Annotated in this window: 22 protein-coding genes; 12 read left to right on the top strand and 10 right to left on the bottom strand. The window is 43.8% G+C overall.

Annotated features, from left to right (window positions below):
* Positions 1 to 85: 85 nt before the first annotated feature.
* The 3 genes from leuC to MSG34_RS17290 all read left to right on the top strand — a co-directional run bounded on the left by leuC (position 86) and on the right by MSG34_RS17290 (position 3054).
* Entirely contained in the window at positions 86 to 1498 is a 1413-nt protein-coding gene (leuC, locus tag MSG34_RS17300) for a 3-isopropylmalate dehydratase large subunit (RefSeq protein WP_248338780.1), read from the top strand.
* A gap of 14 nt (positions 1499 to 1512) precedes the next feature.
* A complete protein-coding gene (gene leuD / locus MSG34_RS17295) occupies positions 1513 to 2115 on the top strand; it encodes a 3-isopropylmalate dehydratase small subunit (RefSeq protein ID WP_017061388.1) in 603 nt (200 codons plus the stop codon).
* A gap of 156 nt (positions 2116 to 2271) precedes the next feature.
* Positions 2272 to 3054 (top strand): DUF547 domain-containing protein, encoded by a 783-nt coding sequence (locus tag MSG34_RS17290; protein WP_248338778.1) that lies wholly within the window; start codon positions 2272 to 2274, stop codon positions 3052 to 3054.
* Between the two features lie 360 nt (positions 3055 to 3414).
* Here the strand turns inward: MSG34_RS17290 and MSG34_RS17285 are convergent, their stop codons facing one another.
* Both MSG34_RS17285 and djlA read right to left on the bottom strand, forming a co-directional pair.
* The gene (locus MSG34_RS17285) at positions 3415 to 3960 is read right to left on the bottom strand and encodes a DUF924 family protein (protein ID WP_248338776.1); all 546 of its coding nucleotides are present in this window, start codon (positions 3958 to 3960) and stop codon (positions 3415 to 3417) included.
* A 57-nt stretch (positions 3961 to 4017) separates the two neighbouring features.
* The gene (gene djlA, locus MSG34_RS17280) at positions 4018 to 4872 is read right to left on the bottom strand and encodes a co-chaperone DjlA (RefSeq protein WP_010434455.1); all 855 of its coding nucleotides are present in this window, start codon (positions 4870 to 4872) and stop codon (positions 4018 to 4020) included.
* Between the two features lie 149 nt (positions 4873 to 5021).
* Here djlA and lptD point away from each other — a divergent pair, with 149 nt between their 5' ends.
* From lptD to apaH, 6 genes are all read left to right on the top strand, one after another.
* Positions 5022 to 7367, top strand: coding sequence for an LPS assembly protein LptD (gene lptD, locus MSG34_RS17275; RefSeq protein WP_248338773.1), 2346 nt, complete (start codon positions 5022 to 5024; stop codon positions 7365 to 7367).
* Positions 7368 to 7410: 43 nt separating this feature from the next.
* Positions 7411 to 8709 carry a peptidylprolyl isomerase SurA gene (gene surA, locus MSG34_RS17270; RefSeq protein ID WP_248338771.1) on the top strand — a complete coding sequence of 433 codons (1299 nt, stop codon included), beginning with the start codon at positions 7411 to 7413 and terminating at the stop codon, positions 8707 to 8709.
* Positions 8696 to 9688: a 4-hydroxythreonine-4-phosphate dehydrogenase PdxA gene (gene pdxA, locus MSG34_RS17265; RefSeq protein WP_248338769.1), complete on the top strand. Its 993-nt coding sequence runs from the start codon at positions 8696 to 8698 to the stop codon at positions 9686 to 9688. The genes surA and pdxA overlap by 14 nt, the downstream gene beginning before the upstream one ends.
* Positions 9685 to 10500, top strand: coding sequence for a 16S rRNA (adenine(1518)-N(6)/adenine(1519)-N(6))-dimethyltransferase RsmA (rsmA, locus tag MSG34_RS17260; RefSeq protein WP_017062942.1), 816 nt, complete (start codon positions 9685 to 9687; stop codon positions 10498 to 10500). The genes pdxA and rsmA overlap by 4 nt, the downstream gene beginning before the upstream one ends.
* A gap of 88 nt (positions 10501 to 10588) precedes the next feature.
* Entirely contained in the window at positions 10589 to 10969 is a 381-nt protein-coding gene (apaG, locus tag MSG34_RS17255; RefSeq protein WP_004735899.1) for a Co2+/Mg2+ efflux protein ApaG, read from the top strand.
* 29 nt (positions 10970 to 10998) lie between these two features.
* Positions 10999 to 11802, top strand: a complete 804-nt coding sequence (gene apaH / locus MSG34_RS17250) for a bis(5'-nucleosyl)-tetraphosphatase (symmetrical) ApaH (protein WP_248338767.1) — start codon at positions 10999 to 11001, stop codon at positions 11800 to 11802.
* Between the two features lie 72 nt (positions 11803 to 11874).
* On the opposite strand, the gene folA is transcribed toward apaH, so the two are convergent.
* From folA to rplU, 6 genes are all read right to left on the bottom strand, one after another.
* Positions 11875 to 12354, bottom strand: a complete 480-nt coding sequence (gene folA, locus MSG34_RS17245) for a type 3 dihydrofolate reductase (RefSeq protein ID WP_048614861.1) — start codon at positions 12352 to 12354, stop codon at positions 11875 to 11877.
* 36 nt (positions 12355 to 12390) lie between these two features.
* Positions 12391 to 12864 carry a threonine/serine exporter family protein gene (locus MSG34_RS17240; RefSeq protein WP_048609645.1) on the bottom strand — a complete coding sequence of 158 codons (474 nt, stop codon included), beginning with the start codon at positions 12862 to 12864 and terminating at the stop codon, positions 12391 to 12393.
* Complete coding sequence (locus MSG34_RS17235) at positions 12864 to 13631, bottom strand: threonine/serine exporter ThrE family protein (RefSeq protein WP_017061378.1); 768 nt, start codon at positions 13629 to 13631, stop codon at positions 12864 to 12866. Before MSG34_RS17235 ends, MSG34_RS17240 begins: the two co-directional genes overlap by 1 nt.
* Before the next feature lie 329 nt (positions 13632 to 13960).
* Entirely contained in the window at positions 13961 to 15133 is a 1173-nt protein-coding gene (gene cgtA / locus MSG34_RS17230; RefSeq protein WP_248338765.1) for an Obg family GTPase CgtA, read from the bottom strand.
* Between the two features lie 323 nt (positions 15134 to 15456).
* Positions 15457 to 15714 (bottom strand): 50S ribosomal protein L27, encoded by a 258-nt coding sequence (rpmA, locus tag MSG34_RS17225; protein ID WP_004735905.1) that lies wholly within the window; start codon positions 15712 to 15714, stop codon positions 15457 to 15459.
* Positions 15715 to 15733: 19 nt separating this feature from the next.
* Entirely contained in the window at positions 15734 to 16045 is a 312-nt protein-coding gene (gene rplU / locus MSG34_RS17220) for a 50S ribosomal protein L21 (RefSeq protein WP_004740823.1), read from the bottom strand.
* 268 nt (positions 16046 to 16313) lie between these two features.
* Between rplU and ispB the strand changes: the two genes are divergently transcribed.
* Positions 16314 to 17285: an octaprenyl diphosphate synthase gene (gene ispB / locus MSG34_RS17215; RefSeq protein ID WP_017061376.1), complete on the top strand. Its 972-nt coding sequence runs from the start codon at positions 16314 to 16316 to the stop codon at positions 17283 to 17285.
* A gap of 111 nt (positions 17286 to 17396) precedes the next feature.
* Here the strand turns inward: ispB and MSG34_RS17210 are convergent, their stop codons facing one another.
* Both MSG34_RS17210 and mdh read right to left on the bottom strand, forming a co-directional pair.
* A complete protein-coding gene (locus MSG34_RS17210) occupies positions 17397 to 17588 on the bottom strand; it encodes a hypothetical protein (RefSeq protein ID WP_017061375.1) in 192 nt (63 codons plus the stop codon).
* A 124-nt stretch (positions 17589 to 17712) separates the two neighbouring features.
* Complete coding sequence (gene mdh / locus MSG34_RS17205; RefSeq protein ID WP_248338763.1) at positions 17713 to 18648, bottom strand: malate dehydrogenase; 936 nt, start codon at positions 18646 to 18648, stop codon at positions 17713 to 17715.
* A gap of 332 nt (positions 18649 to 18980) precedes the next feature.
* On the opposite strand from mdh, the gene argR reads away from it, so the two are divergent.
* Together argR and MSG34_RS17195 are read left to right on the top strand one after the other, a co-directional pair.
* On the top strand, positions 18981 to 19451 hold the full coding sequence (gene argR, locus MSG34_RS17200) for a transcriptional regulator ArgR (protein ID WP_004740827.1): 471 nt from the start codon (positions 18981 to 18983) through the stop codon (positions 19449 to 19451).
* Positions 19452 to 19793: 342 nt separating this feature from the next.
* Positions 19794 to 20762 carry a TAXI family TRAP transporter solute-binding subunit gene (locus MSG34_RS17195; RefSeq protein ID WP_017061374.1) on the top strand — a complete coding sequence of 323 codons (969 nt, stop codon included), beginning with the start codon at positions 19794 to 19796 and terminating at the stop codon, positions 20760 to 20762.
* The last annotated feature ends 83 nt before the right edge of the window (positions 20763 to 20845 follow it).

Raw genomic sequence — 20845 nt, 5'->3', positions numbered from 1 at the left:
GAATAATATCAAGCCAAGTCAGCGTAAACCGCATGACTTGGCTCGAAACAAACACTGGGACTGATGCTCCCAAGGAAGAAAAGCTATGTCGACAAACCAGCAAGCAAAAACCTTATACGAAAAAGTTTATGACGCTCACGTTGCGGTTGCAGCAAAGGGCGAAACGCCAATTCTTTATATCGATCGTCACTTAGTCCACGAAGTAACGTCGCCACAAGCCTTTGATGGTCTGCGTGAAAAAGGCCGTAAAGTTCGCCAAGTAGGCAAAACTTTTGCGACCATGGATCACAACGTATCGACACAAACTAAAGACATCAACGCTTCTGGCGAGATGGCTCGTATCCAAATGGAAACGCTATCGAAGAACTGTGAAGAGTTTGGTGTCACGCTTTACGACCTAAACCACAAATACCAAGGTATTGTGCACGTAATGGGCCCTGAGCTAGGTATTACGCTACCGGGCATGACCATCGTATGTGGTGACTCGCACACGGCTACACACGGTGCATTTGGTTCACTAGCATTCGGTATCGGTACTTCAGAAGTTGAGCACGTTCTAGCTACTCAAACGCTAAAACAAGCTCGCGCAAAAACCATGAAGATCGAAGTAAAAGGCAAGGTTGCTCCGGGCATCACTGCAAAAGACATCGTGCTAGCGATCATCGGTAAAACTACAGCTGCAGGCGGTACTGGCTACGTTGTGGAATTCTGTGGTGAAGCGATTACTGACCTTACGATGGAAGGTCGTATGACGGTATGTAACATGGCTATCGAGCTTGGCGCTAAAGCAGGCTTAATCGCTCCAGATGCAACGACATACGAGTACATCAAAGGTCGTAAGTTCTCTCCTGAAGGCGAAGACCTAGAAGCAGCAATTGAATACTGGGACACATTGAAAACCGATGCTGATTCAGAATTCGATGCGGTTGTTACATTAGAAGCAGCAGACATCAAACCACAAGTTACTTGGGGTACTAACCCAGGTCAGGTTATTTCAGTAGACACACCAATCCCAGCACCAGAAAGCTTCGCAGACCCTGTAGAAAAGGCATCTGCAGAAAAAGCACTGGCTTACATGGGCCTTGAAGCCGGTAAATCTCTATCGGATTACAACGTCGATAAAGTGTTCGTTGGTTCTTGTACTAACTCTCGTATCGAAGACATGCGTGCAGCAGCAGCGGTAGCGAAAGGCCGCCAAGTAGCGAAACACGTTCAAGCGCTTATCGTTCCAGGTTCTGAACAAGTTAAAGCACAAGCTGAAGCTGAAGGCCTAGATAAAATCTTCATCGAAGCAGGCTTTGAATGGCGTTTACCAGGCTGTTCTATGTGTCTTGCGATGAACAACGACCGTCTAGGTCCACAAGAACGCTGTGCTTCTACATCAAACCGTAACTTTGAAGGTCGCCAAGGCCGTGATGGTCGTACGCACCTAGTTAGCCCAGCAATGGCAGCCGCAGCGGCTATCGCTGGTCACTTTGTCGATATTCGTGAACTTTAATTAGAGGATTTAACATGTCAGGTTTTCAACAACACACCGGATTAGTCGTTCCTCTAGATACGGCCAACATCGATACTGATGCGATCATTCCAAAGCAGTTTCTACAGAAAGTAAACCGCATCGGTTTTGGTAAGCACTTGTTCCACGATTGGCGCTTCCTAGATGACGCAGGCCAACAACCAAACCCTGAGTTTGTAATGAATGAAGCACGCTACCAAGGCGCTTCAATTCTTCTAGCTCGTGAAAACTTCGGTTGTGGTTCATCTCGTGAACACGCACCTTGGGCGCTTGCCGATTACGGTATCCAAGTAATGATCGCACCAAGCTTTGCCGACATTTTCTACGGTAACTCGATCAACAACCAAATGGTGCCAGTTCGATTGACTGAGCAAGAGGTGGATGAACTGTTCCAATTCGTTGAAGCGAATGAAGGTGCAGAAATTACGGTTGATCTAGAAGCAATGAAAGTTAGCGCGAACGGCAAAGAGTACTCGTTTGAAATTGATGAGTTCCGTCGTCACTGCTTACTGAATGGTTTAGATAATATCGGCCTTACACTTCAACACGCCGATAAGATTTCAGAGTTTGAAGCTAAGATTCCTAGCTTCCTAAAATAATGAGACGTTTCTGAATAAATCTAAAGGTTGGCCAAGTGCCAACCTTTTTTATTTGGCTAAGCTTTTAACTTAACTTCATATGTTTATTTAAATGAAGGGCAATGAAAGAAAATGGTAAGCCTTAAGGTCTTAGTAGTCAGTCATCAGGAGAATGCCATGAAACAACTACTTTTTATTGTCAGCCTACTTTTCTCAACCTTAGCTTGGTCTGCGCCTAAATCCGATCTTTGGCCATACTGGAACCAAAGCGACGAAACCAACCTAGAACAGGTATCTCATCAAGATTGGCAACAATTTCTCGATAACTACTTAGTTAAACAGGGGCAAAATACGTTAGTTCGCTACAAAGCAGTGAACACCGCAGATAAGAAAAAGCTCAAGCAATACATCAAGCAACTCGAACAGGTTAATCCGCTCGACTATTCAAAAGCGGAGCAGTATGCCTATTGGGTTAACCTATACAACGCCGTGACTGTCGATTTGATTCTTGAAGCCTACCCGATTAAGTCCATCACTAAACTTGGCGGACTATTTAGTTTCGGGCCGTGGGGAGATGATGTGGTAGTCGTTAACGGGAAATCACTGACACTCAACGACATTGAACACCGAATCCTAAGACCGATTTGGCAAGATCCTCGCACGCATTATGCAGTGAACTGTGCCAGCCTAGGTTGCCCTAACTTACAACCTGACGCTTTTACCTCTGACAATACTGAAGCCTTGCTAGAGCATGCTGCAACTGAGTTTGTAAGCAGTAACAAAGGCGTGCTGGTTACAAACAAGAAGCTTCAACTATCATCGATTTACGAATGGTTTGCTGTGGATTTTGGTACAGAGAAACAACTTATTCAGCACTTAGACCAATATCGAACTGAAGCAGTAACCAATACTCAAAACATCCGTTATGAATACGATTGGTCGCTTAACCAAGCAAAATAGCTCTATGGCTAAAATTGATAACTAAAGCAAAAAAAGGCGAGAGGTTTTTATTAACCGCTAGGGCGTGTTGACCTTTCGCGGTTAAATTTTGTTCGAGATAAAAGCGTTTTAATCGCGGCGAGGGGGAAGTAGCCTAGTCATTCTAAGCCAATCCCCCTCAACAAAGAGTAAAACGCTTTTAGCCGAATCCTTTGGGCAGCGTTTGCTGGCCATTTCTACTGCGTTATCGGCTTCTCATGTAGGCTAGCTACACATCAAAGCCTCTGTCTTGTATAAATACCCATCAACTCGCTGCAAAAATCAGCTCGAAAGCTCAACACGCCCTTGCCTCTTTTTATCTAATGAACTGTATTTCTACAATTAAAAGCTTGAGCCCGGTTGCTGCAAGAATTCAATTTCTTCGGGAGTCGAAGCTCGCCCTAACACTTCATTGCGGTGCGGATAGCGACCAAATCGCTCAATGATAACCTTGTGCTTAAACTCAAAATCCAGATTATGTTCTAATCCCGTTTGAGAAAAGAGTTCCACGGCTTGTTCATGGACTAACAAAGACTCACTGTGCATATAAGGCATATACAGAAAGCTTTTTTGTTGCTCGTTAAGCAGGTGATCAAAACCACCCGCTACCGCTTCTTGGGCTAGAGCCAACGCCATCGGATCAGCCGAAAAAGCTGTCGGACTGTTTCTACCAATATTTCGAGAAAACTGATCAAGCACGATAATCTCTGCCAATCGCCCTTGTGCAGTTTGGCGCCACTCAAATAGCTCGCCTTGAATGGCTGCTTTATGCAGTTCAGAAAATCGAGACTCAATCACAACGTCAATCTCGGCGCCGCCAGTAAACCAATCTTTAGGCGTCAACTCATCGAACCAAAACTCTAGAACATCCTGATACGTTACCGTCATATAATTCCCTTTAATAAAAAACCGAGTAACTTTGTTATTACTCGGTTTAGTGTTCGATTACTTAAAACCTTTGACCTTCTTTATCAGGTCATAAGCATTTTGAATTTCTTGCGATTTTTCTTTCGCAACATTCATCATCTCAGGCGGTAAGCCCTTCGCCATCAGTTTATCTGGGTGATGCTCATTCATCAGCTTGCGGTAGGCTTTCTTCACCTCTTTACCGTCAGCACTTTCACTCACACCAAGAACCTTATATGCGTCGCCAAGCTGGTTCTGTTGCGAAGCCTGTTGCCAACCTGATGATTGCCCATGACCTTGATGGCCACCAAAGCTTCCACCTTGCTGTTGGAAACGGAACGCAGCTTCTTGCATCTGCAAGCGGCGTTCTAGTTGCTCTGCCGAAAACCCAAGGCCTTGCGCTATTTTATGCAGAACTTGGCGCTCACTCGGGTGCAAACTTCCATCCGCAAATGCGGCAGATACCTGAAGCTCTAGAAAGAACTGCAGAAGATCAAAACGACCACCCGATGAGATTTTCACTCGCTCAAGTACGTCGCTCAGAGGGAAGTCGCTCTCTTTACCGTCACGGAATGCATCTTGCGCTGCTTTGCGCTGTTCGCCATGCAGGTTCATACGCTCCATCATGGTAGAAGCGAGTTGAATCTCTTCTGGCGTTACCTGCCCTTTCGCTTTAGCAACGTGCCCCATAACCGCAAAAGCGGATTTAAAAAACTCGTTCTGTCTTTCTGCTTGGCTTGGACCTCGACCAAAACCAGAGCTATTGAAGCCTGATTGGTTCAATCGGCGAGCTTTATCGAATTGGTGCCCTAAAAACAGGCCAAAAACTAAACCGAGCGGCCCTCCAAATAAAAAGCCAAAAAACGCGCCCAAAATTTTGCCAAATATTTGCATTATGTGTTCTCTATCTATGAATTTTATCTGAGTAATGCTGTCTGATGATGCTGAATGCTATTATTTCCTTTATCATAAGGAAAATGCTTTATTAATTGGATTGATACTAGATCAACCCTTCATCTAGTGACACAGGATAGTTCAACTTCATGCAATCTTTTTCCCGCACCTTGTTAGCCGCGTCTATAAGTACGGCGTTATACGTGTCGACAACTCAAGCTGAAACAATCACCGATAGTAGTGTGCAGGAAATGCCCTCTATAGATCAATGCTTGATCGAGCCCGCTGCAGAAAACGAGACACAGCTACCCGCTCACGTTGAGTCAGATCGCTTAGAAGCTATCAATGGTGACAAGGCAATATATTCAGGTGACGTAGTCGTTACGCAAGGGAACAAGACCATCCTTGCCGATAACGTAACCCTGCACCAACAAGAAAATATCGTTGTAGCTGAAGGCAACGTAAACTTTAGTGATGGCCAAATCAAATCTATCTCAGACAGAGCGACCAATAATCTGACTACAGATGAAATGACGCTTGAGAATACCGATTACGAATTCCTTTGCGAAACAGGTCGTGGCGATGCTGTTTATATAGCCAAAACAGGTAAGGCCGTTTATGAGATTGAAGATGGCTCAATCACTTCTTGCCCTATTGGCGACAATGCTTGGCGCCTAAGAGCTTCAAGTATTGACGTCGATCAAAATGAAGAACAAGCCACCTTCTATAACCCGCGTTTTGAAATCCAGAGCGTTCCGGTTTTCTATCTGCCTTATTTAACAGTTCCTATTGGCGATACCCGTAAAACTGGTTTCTTGTATCCAACCGTTTCATACGGTTCTAGTGATGGTTTTGAAGCAGAGGTTCCTATTTATTGGAACTTAGCACCTAACTATGACCTAGAAACTACGATTAAATACATGCAAGAGCGTGGTACTCAACTTGATAACAATTTTCGTTATTTAAACGATTTTGGGTCAGGTAGCATTAAATCAGAATACTTGCCCGACGATGCTGAGCACCCAGAAAAGGGCGCCCGCTGGGGCGCTCAACTTGAACATTCAGGGATTTTCCAAGAGTCTTGGCTATTTAAAGTTGACTACTCACAAGTTAGTGATGTGGATTACTTTCGAGATATCAATGGATCCAATATTGGCAATAGAGAAGATGGACAGCTGTTACAAGAAGGACAGGCTACATACCGTTCACATAATTGGGATGCATCCGTTTTAGTTCGTGATTTCCAAGTTTTATCAGAAAACAATCAACCATACCGCCTAATGCCACAACTAGAGTACAACTACTATGCTCCTGAGGTGATGGAGTATTTAGATTTTGACATGATCAGTCACGTCTCAATATTTGATACCGATGCAAGTGGAAAACCTTCTGCGAATCGTGTCCATGTTGAGCCTGGTATCACTATCCCAGTAGGCAATACTTGGGGTACTTGGACAACAGAAGCTCGCCTACTTGGTACTTACTATCAACAAGACCTTGATGGCGTTGATACGGGATCAGGATCTGATTATGAAGGCTTGGAAGAATCAGTAAGTCGTGTGATCCCTGAGTTTAGAAGCCATGCTGGTATCGTTCTAGAGCGAGATACCACTATTGTTGGCAATTACACTCAAACACTAGAACCGCAGGTTCAATACTTGTATGTCCCCGAAGAAGATCAAAGTAATATTGGTCTTTATGATACAACGTTACTTCAAACGGATTACTACGGCCTATTCAGAAGTCGGAAATACAGTGGTGTAGATCGGATAGCAGCCGCAAACCAAGTAAGCTATGGAGCATCATCTCGTTTCTTTGATGACGAATACAAAGAAAGACTAAATATATCATTTGGTCAAATATTCTATTTTGATAAAGACACAAAGCAAACCCTGAGTAGTGAAGGATCTAATGATAAAACTAATTATTCTTCTTGGGCTATCGAAATGGACTTCAACTACGATGACTATCTATTCTATCATGGGGGAGTGCAATACGACATTGACTCATCTGCGATGCAACTTGCCAATAGTACACTTGAATATCGCTTTGCAGGTGGTTATATACAAACCAACTATCGCTACGTTACAGAAGAATATATAAAAGAAACCGTTGATTTTGACATATCTTCAATTACTAGAGATGGTATATCACAAGCAGGTTTGCTAGGTGCTTATCAAATATCAAGAAAATGGAATGCGAGTGCTCAATATTTTTACGATCTAACCACCCAAGAAAATTTAGAATGGTTAGCTCGTTTAAACTACAAATCAGACTGCTGGTACATAGGTTTCACTTACAGTAACCAACTACAAGAATGGACTGAAAGAAATATTAATAGCCCCACAGCTTCACCAATTTACGAAAACAATTTCAGTGTGAATTTCGGTATTGTCGGCTTCGGTACTAACCTAGGCTCTGATTCAGGTGCTGTAGGGGATAGTAGTTCAGACAACTCATTGAGCTACGGCCGCCCATTCTTCTTAAACAACTAATTTTCTTTACTGATAAGACATCAGTAAATTTAAAGGATTACACATGACATTGTGGAAACGCACATTAATTGCTATCGCAGCGACTTGTACTTTATCAACAAGCTTTGCAGCGCCGGTCGAGCTAGACAGCGTAAAAGTTATCGTTAACGAGGGCGTTATCTTGCAAAGCGACATCGATGCTTCGATGAAGACGCTGCGTGCAAACGCTAAGAAAAGCGGGCAAACATTGCCATCGCAAGATGTGCTCAATGAGCAAGTACTAGAAAAACTGATCATCGATACTATTCAAACTCAAGAAGCGGAACGTATTGGCGTTCGTATTGATGATGCTAGACTTGATCAAGCAATCGAAGGCATCGCGAAAGACAACAACCAAACAGTTGAACAACTTACCGCATCGGTTGCGGAAGAAGGCCTTAGCTACAATGCATTTCGTGAGCAAGTAAGAAAAGAGATTGCAGCAAGTGAAGCTCGTAACGCTTTAGTTCGTCGCCGTATCAATATTCTTCCTGCGGAGGTCGATAACCTAGCGGATATCTTAGCTCAAGAGACTAACGCGACCGTTCAATACAAAATTGGCCACATTCAGCTGCGCTTTAATGATGACCAAACCAAAGAAGAGTTAGAGGCTCAAGCTACTGAGCTAGTTGAAGAACTGAACTCAGGCGAAGATTTCAGCACCATGGCGTATACTTACTCTAAGGGTCCTAAAGCGCTGCAAGGTGGTGATTGGGGTTGGATGCGTAAAGAAGAGATGCCAACCATTTTTGCTGACCAAATCAAAATGCAAAATAAAGGCAGCATCATTGGCCCTTTCCGTAGCGGTGTAGGTTTCCACATTCTAAAAATTGAAGATGTGAAAGGCTTAGAAACCGTAGCAGTAACGGAAGTGAATGCTCGTCATATCCTGATTAAGCCAACTGTCATCTTGAGTGACGATGGCGCGAAGGAACAACTTGAAGAAATCACACGCCGCGTAAACGCAGGTGAAGCGAGCTTTGGCGACCTTGCACAGCAATACAGCCAAGATCCAGGTTCTGCAGTACAAGATGGTGAGCTAGGCTACCAAACACCAGATTTGTATGTACCAGAGTTCAAACACCAAGTAGAAACCCTGCCTGAAGGCAAGATCAGTGCACCATTCAAAACAGTACACGGTTGGCACATTGTTGAAGTACTAGACCGTCGCGAAGTAGACCGCACCGATTCAGCTCTGAAAAATAAGGCTTACCAAATTCTATTTAACCGTAAATTCAACGAAGAAGCTGGTGCTTGGCTGCAAGAAGTAAGAGCAAGTGCCTTTGTTGAAATGGTTGAGGACGACCAAGATGACAACAACTAAACGTATTGTCATAACCGCAGGTGAACCAGCAGGGATAGGTCCAGATTTAACTCTGGCTCTATCTCAAGAAAGTTGGCCTCATCAACTCGTGGTTTGTGCTGATAAAACACTGCTATCCGAGCGAGCTAAAATTCTTGGTATCGAAGTCGATCTGCTAGATTATGACACAAACGCAACTAAGCAACCGCAACGCGCTGGTACACTGGTAGTGAAACACGTTCCACTTGCTGAAACGGCAGTTGCAGGTCAACTCAACGAGGCTAATGGTCATTACGTATTAAATACTTTAGAAACCGCAGCAATTGGCTGTATGAATGATGAATTTGATGCTATTGTCACCGGCCCCGTTCACAAGGGTGTAATTAACCGAGCTGGCGTTGCTTTTAGCGGCCATACCGAGTTCTTTGCAGAGAAGTCCAATACACCACTGGTGGTGATGATGTTGGCAACTGAAGGGCTGCGTGTTGCTCTAGTAACAACGCACATCCCACTAGCTTATGTATCTCAAGCTGTGACCGAAGACAGATTAGAACAAATTATTGCTATTCTGAATAAAGATTTGGTTGAGAAATTTGCGATTGAGAAACCAACTATCTACGTATGTGGCTTGAATCCACATGCTGGTGAAGATGGTTGTTTAGGGCGTGAAGAAATTGAAACCATCACCCCGACGCTAGAAAAAATTCGCCAAAAAGATGGCATCAATTTAGTTGGCCCATTGCCAGCAGATACCATCTTTAATGAAAAATATTTGCAAGATGCAGATGCTGTTTTAGGTATGTATCACGACCAAGTACTCCCGGTATTGAAATACAAAGGGTTTGGTCGCTCAGTGAACATCACGCTTGGCTTACCGTTTATTCGCACATCAGTCGACCACGGTACCGCCTTAGACTTGGCAGGGAAAGGCCAAGCCGATACAGGGAGCTTTAGAACAGCGCTCACGCACGCCATTGAATTAGTAGAGAAAAAGCAATGAGAAATGATGTCCACTTAGGGCACAAAGCGCGTAAACGTTTTGGTCAAAACTTCCTTAACGATCCATACATTATTGATGGCATCGTATCGAGCATTAACCCACTACCCGGTCAAAACTTGGTAGAGATCGGTCCTGGTCTAGGCGCAATTACTGAGCCTGTGGGTAAGCTTGTCGATAAATTTACCGTTATCGAATTGGATAGAGACCTTGCAGAGCGTCTTCGTAACCATCCAGATCTGGCCGATAAGCTAACGATCCGTGAAGGCGATGCGATGAAGTTCGATTTCCAAGAATTGGTTAAGCCGAACAATAAGCTACGTATCTTTGGTAACTTGCCATACAACATCTCTACACCATTGATGTTCCACCTTTTTGAATTCCATAAAGACGTACAAGATATGCACTTTATGCTTCAAAAAGAAGTGGTTAACCGTTTGGCGGCAGGCCCTGGCAGCAAAGCTTACGGTCGCCTTACTGTAATGGCTCAATACTACTGTAAAGTGACACCTGTGCTAGAAGTGCCACCAACGGCCTTCGTTCCGCCACCGAAAGTAGACTCAGCAGTCGTTCGCTTACAGCCATACGAAGTGCTACCTTACCCGGCAAAAGATCTGAAATGGCTTGATCGCGTATGTCGTGAAGGCTTTAACCAGCGTCGGAAAACGGTTCGTAACTGCTACAAGAGCTTGATCGATAAAGAAGTACTGGAAGAGCTAGGTATCAACCCAAGCATGCGTCCTGAGAACTTAACGCTTGAGCAGTTTGTCGACATGGCAAACTGGTTGTACGACAGCCACAACGCTGACAAATAAATAAAAAAGGCTCCTACACTTCGGTTAGGAGCCTTTTTTATGTAATACTTTAATTACATTAAGTATATCAACAACAAAAGGTGCGAATATGGATATATCTACGCCTTGTATCAAATGCCAGGTTCACTCTAAGTATATAGAAGAACAATCTGAGCCAACGAAGAATCGTTATGTCTTCGCCTACATTATTACCATCAAAAATCTAAGTAAAACAACGGTGCAACTTATGTCTCGCCGCTGGTTAATTACCGACTCTAACGGCAAGCAACTTACCATTGAGGGTGATGGTGTGGTAGGGCAGCAACCCGTGATTGAAGCCAACGACGAATACACTTACACAAGTGGCACTGTCATCGAAACCCCTGTTGGCGTAATGCAAGGTCACTATGTGATGACCGATAACAAGGGCATTGATTTTATTACTGAAGTTGACCCATTCAGACTCGCAATCCCTAATATTCTTAATTAGTCGTACATACGTATCTACAGGAAATTATTGTGTCGAATTATATTGTCGGAGACATCCAAGGGTGCTTCGACGAACTTCAATTGCTGCTTGAAACTATCAGCTTTGATAAACACCAAGATACGTTATGGGTCGCCGGAGACTTAGTTGCTCGAGGCCCTAAATCATTGGAGACGCTACGCTTTATTCGTAGCCTTGGTGACGCAGCTAAGGTTGTATTAGGCAACCACGACTTACACCTTCTGGCGGTGTCCTTAGGGCAATTTCCAGCGAAACCAAAAGATAAGACTCAAGCGATTCTTGATGCTGAAGATCGAGAACTGTTACTCGAATGGTTAAGACAACAGCCTTTGCTTCAGGAACATCCAGAGTTCGTGATGTGCCACGCAGGTATCTCACCGCAATGGGGCCTAGAAAGAGCACGTGTTGAAAATCGAGAGATCGTATCCTTGTTAAAGTCCGATAAATGGCAATGGCTAATCGAAAACATGTACAGCAACGCACCTGATTTATGGCATCAGGATTTACATGATATTGAGCGCTATCGCTATGCGATCAATAGCCTGACAAGAATGCGTTTCTGTTTTGAAGATTGCCGACTCGACATGGCATGTAAGCTACCACCGAATGAAATTACCGATGAACCATTAGTGCCGTGGTTTGACCTTCCTCAACGCATAAAGCTCGATAAAACCGTTGTTTTTGGACACTGGGCTGCACTTGAAGGCTATAACGGAAAAGACGTGATTGGACTTGATACTGGGTGCGTCTGGGGAGGAGAGTTGACGATACTTCGCTGGGAAGATAAACAGTTCTTTACCCAAAAAGCGCTATAGAAATACGAGATACTTGCGCTACTGGTACAGTAACGCAAGTATTTTTCAGAGACTATCTATTGATAACCACAGTTAACGCTCGAGAATCACAAACTCCATGTTGTGTTTGTTTTTCTCGTCAGCTTGATAACTCTCGTTAAAGCTCTGCTTCCAACCTTCACCCCAGTCAGGAAATTGTGTATCTCCATCGACGGCGAAATCGATGTAAGTCAGATACAACTTGTCCGCTTTAGGTAAACAGCTCTCATAAATAGAGCCGCCACCAATGATCATCACCTCTTCAACATCACTGAGCAGCTCTAATGCCTGCTCAATAGAGGTTACCGTCGTTACACCTTCAATTTTTAAACTCTCATCACGGCTGATAACAATATTCGGCCGACCCGGTAAAGGGCGTCCAATTGAGTCGTAGGTCTTACGTCCCATCACGACTGGTTTACCCATAGTCGAGCGTTTAAACCATGCAAAATCCGCAGGTAAATGCCAAGGCATCTGATTGTCTTTACCAATTACACGGTTGTTTGCCATTGCCGCTATCATGCTGATGATCATAAATCGAAAGTCCTGTCCCTAAAAAGAAAATTAACGCTAAACGATAGGTCTACGGCGATAGAATAACAGCCCTGGCACAGCTAAGCCAACCGCCAACCCTGCGATAATGAACATCGATTTTAAAAAGTTTTCCATCAACATTGCCAACAACTCAGGCGTGTAGCCTGCCCTGTTAATCTCCACCATCGCAATCATCGCCTTGAAGGCAAACACACCTGGCACCATAGGAATTAGAGCAGCAACCGTAAACACCTTCGGATGTGCCAAGAGTTTATGTGACCAATGAACCCCTATCATGCCAACCACAGTCGCGGCGAAGAACGTTGCCCATTCGATTGGAATACCAAAGTGCATCATCAGATAACGGCTACCATGACCGATAGAACCACCGAGTGCACAATAAATTAAAGCGCGTTGCGGGACGTTAAATACCAATGCAAACCCAACCGCAGGAATAGCGGCGAAAAACATATCGTTGAACAGACCTAAAAACAGTTCGAAAATACTCATTAACTCGCCCACCCCCAAACATCCGACAGGCTCATCGCCGCAACAATGCCCAAGCTTGTCGCCAAAGTTAATAAGCTGGCCATGGTAAAGCGCGCTAACCCCATATTAATATGGCCTTTAAGCATATCAGCGACGGAGTTAATCAGAGGGAAACCGGGTACTAACATTAATACTGATGAAGCCATCACGATCGTGGGTTGGCCGCCAATATTGTAAAGTACGGCTTGAGCTGAAATGGTAGTAGTAACGAATGCTGTGATAGCAAAGTTTAATAGCGGATTGAAATGGCGATGCCCAATTTCTTGTCTGACGATCATGCCGCAAGCTGAAGCAATAAAAGTCATCATGAAGACTTGCCAGTCTCCGCCCGCAAGGTGGCTAAAAGAGGCGCACGACAACCCTATCATCACAACCACTAACCATCGGTTGTAGCGCTCGGGGCTGATATTTTGAATCTTTTTATACGCCAAATCATAATCGAGAATTCCCTTCTCCATCATGATGCAAATGCGTTGAATGTCGGTGATAACCTGCATGTTAATGCCACGATCAGCACAACTTCGAGTTGTAGTAATACAGTGATCATCCATTACGGTAGTTACAACAAGCGCATTGGCTGACAGTGCGACTTCAACCTCATTAACCCCACAAGCAATGCCGATGCGGCGCATGATATCGCCGACCAGAGTGCTCTCTGCCCCGTGCGCCAATAACATTTGTCCTGATTGAGCGACGAGTCTTGAGATCGCTCTTTGCTTTGATGCCATGATTTCCTTCCCATAGGCGTTATACCAATCACAGTAAGTAAGTGATCAGAAATAGCGTAGGAAAAAAGCTTGAGAACAAGGCAGAGATCTTCGATAAGTAGTTATTCTACAATCAAAATCTCTAACGCAGTTATCGAGCGTTTTAACAAGCTAGGGTGACCAGTTATTTACTACGATTGGTATTAATTATCTAGAAATAAATTCTGCATTAAAATTCGACAGTACATAATGATTTAGATACAAAAAAACCGCAATTTTCATTGCGGTTTAATAAAACTATCAGTGTACTTGTAAGAAGCGACCGATGCGTTATGAGAAACTAAGAGGGATTAGTCACGAACATAGATAACATGGCCGTCATCTTCTTCGTCATCCCAATCGTCCCAATCGTCGTCATCTTCAGTAACGACATTCTTACCGCTCATCGCATCTTTATGGTAGTCATCCCACATAAAGTCTACTTTTTCTTCTTCTTCAACTTCTAAAACTTCGCGAGGTAGGTTTTCCATAAACTCACCAAGTTTGAAGCAAAGATCTTTGGTGCCGATTTTATTCACAGCAGAGATCTTGAAGTACTCGCCTTCCCAACCCAAAGCATCGATGATTTCTTGAATCTTTTCGTCTGCTTCGTCTTCTGGCATTAGGTCAACTTTGTTGAACACTAACCAACGAGGTTTCTGTGAAACTTTTTCACTGTATTGCTCAAGCTCATCGATGATCGTTAGTGCATTCTGAATAGGATCAGATTGATCGATCGGCATAATGTCGATCATATGCAGCAGAACACGACAACGCTCAAGGTGCTTAAGGAAGCGGATACCAAGGCCTGCGCCATCAGCTGCGCCTTCGATTAGACCTGGGATATCGGCAACAACGAAGCTCTTTTCAGGAACAACACTTACCACACCCAAGCTTGGGATCAAGGTAGTGAACGGGTAGTCAGCCACTTTTGGTTTCGCAGCAGATACTGAACGAATAAAAGTAGATTTACCTGCGTTTGGTAGACCAAGCATACCAACATCAGCTAATAGAAGAAGCTCTAAACGCAGTTCACGAACTTCGCCTTTAGTACCCATTGTCTTTTGACGAGGAGCGCGGTTAACAGACGATTTAAAACGCGTGTTACCAAGACCGTGCCAACCACCTTTACCAACCATTACTTTCTTGCCGTGTTCAGCAACTTCAGCAACGATTTCGTTGGTGTGGATATCAACTGCACGAGTACCTACAGGCACTTTCAGTGTAATGTCTTTACCACGTTTACCAGTACAGTTACCACCGCGACCGTTCTCACCACGCTCTGCGTTGTAAAAACGTTGGAAACGATAATCGATCAGCGTGTTTAAGTTCTCATCCGCTTGGATGTAAACATCACCGCCGTCACCGCCATCACCGCCGTCAGGACCACCTTTAGCGACGAATTTTTCGCGCCAAAAGCTCACTGTACCATTACCGCCATCACCGGCTTCTATTTTTACTACCGCTTCATCAACGAATTTCATTTTTTAACTCCGCACTTACGTTGCGTTATCACTCATCAAGGAGTGATATAAATTCTAGCAGATCCGTGTTTAGATCGATCACCTAAGATCTAGGCCGACCTGCAACCAAGGAACAAATAAGGAGAGGTTCTTTGCTTCTTATTTATTAAAAACAAACGGCTTCTTAAAAACTAATCTGTTTATCAAAAAATAAAACGGCTTCTCAAAACCAAAACAAGAGCGTCTGCTTTTTTATTCTTGCTATAAATAAAAAACCCTGCCGAATCGGCAGGGCTTTTGAATTCAGCTTGAAAGCTAATAAAATAATCTAATTAAAGATTAAATTACTCAGCTTCGATGCTTACAAACTTACGGTTTTTAGGACCTTTAACAGCAAATTTCACTTTACCTTCAGTAAGAGCGAAAAGAGTGTGGTCTTTACCGATGCCAACGTTTGTGCCAGCGTGGAACTTAGTACCACGTTGACGAACGATGATGTTACCTGCAAGAACAGATTCACCACCAAAACGCTTAACACCAAGACGTTTGCTTTCTGAATCGCGGCCGTTATTAGTAGAACCGCCAGCTTTTTTATGTGCCATTGTTAAACTCTCCTAATACTTAAGCGTTAATGCCAGTGATTTTCACTTCAGTGAACCACTGACGGTGACCAGCTTGCTTACGCGAGTGCTTACGACGACGGAACTTAACGATTTTTACTTTATCGCCACGACCGTGTTGTACTACTTCTGCAGTAACCTTGCCACCTTCAACAAGAGGTGCACCAACAGCGATTTCTTCGCCGTTAGCAACAAGAAGAACTTTATCAAATTCAACAGTTGCACCAGTTTCAACGTCTAATTTCTCTAAACGAAGTGTTTGACCTTCGCTTACTCGGTGTTGTTTGCCACCAGATTGGAAAACAGCGTACATATTTTACTCCGCTTTTTCCGCACAGCCTATGGTTGTTAATTGTACAACTCGGGTGTGCGCTAAACTAATCAATAGGGCGCAGATTCTACGGGAATCATGGCGCTATGACAAGCCATATTTTTAAAAAATTGGCGAAAACCTGTTCGCCAAAGAAAAGTGCGGCAATCATGCCCTTTAGCGATGTATTAATCAACGTTTTTTAGTGTATTATTCAACAATTAAATACAACGTATAAGCCTTACAGGGTCTAACTTCAGCCGGATGAACAATGGATTTTAAAGCTATCCAAACGCTTACTGCCAATGATATGGCAAAAGTGAATGAAACAATTCAAGCCCAACTTAATTCTGACGTAAGTTTAATCAACCAGCTTGGTTTTTATATCGTTAGCGGTGGTGGCAAACGCCTACGCCCTTTGCTTGCTCTTTTATCTGCTCGCGCACTCGGTTACCAAGGTGAAGCTCATATCACCTCTGCAGCCTTTATCGAGTTTATTCACACCGCAACCCTGCTTCACGACGATGTTGTCGACGAATCGGACATGAGACGTGGTAAAGCGACGGCCAATGCCGCTTTTGGTAATGCCGCTAGCGTTTTGGTGGGTGACTTTATCTACACTCGCTCATTCCAAATGATGACAACGCTAGGATCCTTAAAGATCCTCGAGCTAATGAGTGAAGCGGTAAACGTGATTGCCGAGGGTGAAGTTCAACAATTAATGAACTGCAATAACCCAGACACCACAGAAGAAAGCTACATGCAGGTGATCTACTCTAAGACTGCTCGCTTGTTCGAAGCTGCGACCCAAATCGGCGCGATTCTTACTGAGTCATCACCAGAAATCGAAACAGCAATGCAGAACTATGGTAAATACCTAGGCACCGCATTCCAGCTGATTGACGATGTGATGGATTACACTGCAGATGGTAAAGAGATGGGTAAGAACGTTGGCGACGATCTAGCCGAAGGCAAGCCAACACTGCCTCTACTTTACGCAATGCATAATGGTTCTCCTGAACAAGCCAGCATGATTCGTGAAGCGATTGAGAAAGCGAACGGCATGGAACGTCTCGACGACATTATGGCGGTGATGAAAGAGACAGGCTCTTTAGAGTACACAACAAATAAAGCCTACGAAGAGGCCGATAAAGCCATCGCTGAGCTTTCTGTACTTCCTGACTCTGAATATAAGCAAGCGCTAACCACGCTCGCACACTTAGCTGTTAAACGCAGCAAGTAAGCAGGTTAATAGACAACTCGCTTCTAGCTTCTAGCTTCTATATAAATAACAAAAAAAGAGCCTCAGGGCTCTTTTTTCAGTTTTGAACAAATATTTGTAAGAGCGCCAAATTCAATATCGGCTCGCTTCTAATGATAACGGCAGTTGAGCTTCAATTTCTTCAAGCTCTTCCATTGGCACTGCGTATTGCTCATGCCCGTTGTAAGTCTCTACTAACGCGTACTGCTCTTGCTCATCAATTACCAATACTTTTCCTAAGTGCCCCAAATATTCGACATTCATACCCTTCTGAACAGTAGCCATAACATTTACCTTCACCTTGGTTGTAGAGGTGAATACGAGTAGCTTGAACTTCAGGATCAAAAAAGCCGATCATAATGACCGGCCCTTAATAATTAGCTTTAGACTGAGTTAAATAGCGTCTCGCTTATTTAGCGAATTCAACACCAATCTCGATGTCACCATTTAGCGTCTCAAGCATGCTATCTAAAGCGTTACGTTCGAAGTCGCTTAGCTCACCGTAGCTAAGGATCGCTTCAGCGCCCTCTTTACCTAGCTTAACTGGCTGTGAGAAGAATGGAGCGTGTTCGCCTTCACCTTCAACGTATGCACATTCAATCACGTTCTCTTCACCTTGAAGCGCTTTCACTAGAGCAAGACCGAAACGACAAGCCGCTTGACCCATAGACAGTGTCGCACTGCCGCCGCCAGCTTTAGCTTCTACTACTTCTGTACCTGCATTTTGGATACGAGTCGTTAGTGCTGCGATTTCTTCGTCAGTGAACTCTACGCCTTCAACTTGAGAAAGTAGAGGAAGAATCGTTACGCCTGAGTGACCACCGATAACAGGAACACGGATGTCGCCTGGATCTTTGTCTTTTAGTTCAGCAACGAACGTTTCAGAACGAATCACATCAAGAGTCGTAATACCGAATAGACGACGCTTGTCGTAAACGCCCGCTTTCTTCAGTACTTCAGCCGCGATTGGTACTGTTGTGTTTACTGGGTTCGTGATGATACCAACACAAGCAGTCGGACAAGTAACTGCGATTTTCTCTGCAAGAGACTTAACAATGCCAGCGTTCACATTGAAAAGATCCGCACGATCCATACCAGGCTTACGAGCAACACCTGCTGAAATAAGTACAACATCCGCACCTTCTAGTGCTGGTGTTGGATCTTCACCCGCGTAACCTTTGATCGAAACAGGCGTTGGGATATGGCTAAGATCGGCAGCAACACCCGGTGTTACCGGAGCGATGTCGTAAAGTGCAAGATCTGAACCAGCAGGTAGGCGGTTCTTAAGTAGTAGGGCTAGGGCTTGACCGATGCCACCAGCGGCACCAATAACAGCTACTTTCATTGTTATTCTCCTTGAGAGCTTTCTCTTATAGATTCTTTGTAGGGTAATTCTTGAGCTAAATCTAAGTTAAAAAACTATATTAATCACAAAGTGATTACAATCAATTAACGCTAGCTTTGCGACTTCGCGCAAGTCAATAAAACCGTGCTACACAGCAAGTTCGCATTATGGCGATAATCGACTGAAATAACAAAATAAGTCGTCGCAAATAACACATTATTCTATTAAATATTTACAGTGATATGACTAACAAATTACAGGGATGTTTTGGCTAAAATTGAATATGTATGCGAGAATATGCAAACATCTTTGTTAATGAATAAGAATGACATATGCGCAATACAGAAAAGCAAGACAACTTAGTTCGTGCATTTAAAGCCTTACTAAAAGAAGAACGTTTTGGCTCACAAGGCGAAATTGTGGATGCCCTAAAACACGAAGGTTTTGAAAGCATCAACCAATCTAAAGTCTCGCGTATGTTAACCAAGTTTGGTGCCGTTCGAACTCGTAATGCAAAAATGGAGATGGTTTACTGTCTTCCTGCTGAGCTAGGTGTTCCGACCGTTTCTAGCTCTCTAAGAGAATTAGTACTAGATATTGACCACAACAATGCATTGGTGGTGATACACACAGGCCCTGGTGCGGCGCAGCTGATTGCTCGTTTATTAGACTCACTAGGTAAGTCGGAAGGCATACTGGGCGTAGTCGCAGGTGATGACACTATCTTCATTACTCCAACGTTATCGGTTACCACTAAGCAACTGTTTGATTCAGTGTGCGAACTGTTTGAATACGCTGGATAATTGATCGCTGTTTCATAACTATCAGCCTTATTAATGGATCACGAGCATCTATTCGCTTCGTGATCCAAATCACATCCTAGAATATCCATACCTCCCTTCTAAAATCACACTAAACTATTGATTTTAAAAAACTCAGTAGCAAATCAAACACGAGATCCAGACATCATTTGTTAGATTTTTTAGCTATATCTTTTAACATTCGAGTAATTTTCTGCCAATTTTTGATATTATTCAGCCACTTTTTCATCACATGGATTGAAAAAGGTGCCGTTTCCAAATAGGAAACTCCAGAAGCAACTACACTTGTTTCAGGGTTAATAATGAATAAAGGAAGGGAAATTCATGGCATTTACCAAACTTATTAAAGTTGGTGCTATTGCAGCTGCTGTAATGGGCGCTGGCGCTGTTAACGCTCAAGAGTTCATCACAATTGGTACTGGTTCAGTTACGGGTGTTTACTACCCAACTGGTGGTGCGATTTGTAAGCTAGTGAACAAGGGCCGCAAAGACCACAACATTCGTTGTTCTGTAGAGTCTACTGGTGGTTCAATCTACAACGTTAACACCATCCGTGCTGGTGAACTAGATTTCGGTGTTGTTCAATCGGACTGGCAATACCACGGCTACAACGGTACAAGTAAGTTCAAAGATCAGGGCGAATACAAGAAACTTCGCGCGATGTTCTCTCTACATACAGAACCGTTCAACATCATCGCTCGTACTGATGCTGGCATCAACAATGTGTCTGACCTAGCAGGTAAGCGTGTAAACATTGGTAACCCAGGTTCTGGTGACCGTGCAACGATGGGTGTTGTAATGGACGCTATGGGCTGGACTAACGACAGCTTCAAGCTTGCTTCTGAGCTTAAAGGTTCTGAGCGTTCACAAGCACTTTGTGATAACAAGATTGATGCATTCATCTACATGGTTGGTCACCCGAACGGATCAATCAAAGAAGCAACAACTTCTTGTGATGCAAAACTGGTTTCAGCAACAGGTCCACAGATCGACAAGATCGTAGCTGAAAACCCATACTACGCTTACAGCACAGTTCCTGCTGGTATGTACCGTGGTACTGACGCTGACGTAAACAGCTTCGGTGTTGCAGCAACTATGGTAACAACTTCAGACGTTTCTGAAGAAGTTGCATACAACGTTGCTAAGGCAGTATTTGAAAACTTTGACACTTTCAAACGCCTACACCCAGCATTTGCTAACCTGAAAAAAGAAGACATGGTTAAAGCGGGTATCTCTATCCCTCTTCACCCAGGCGCAGCAAAATACTACAAAGAAGTGGGCCTTCTAAAGTAACTCTACTTTAAGCCTACTACACCAATAAGGAGGCTAGCCCTCCTTATTGGCTTTTCACGTTTTATAAAAATAATTTAAGTGAA

Origin of the sequence: Vibrio sp. 1CM2L, from assembly GCF_023161695.1 — a bacterium.
Lineage (GTDB): Bacteria > Pseudomonadota > Gammaproteobacteria > Enterobacterales > Vibrionaceae > Vibrio > Vibrio coralliirubri.
Note: the sequence above shows the minus strand (reverse complement) of the source record. Positions and strands in the feature narration are given on the sequence as shown.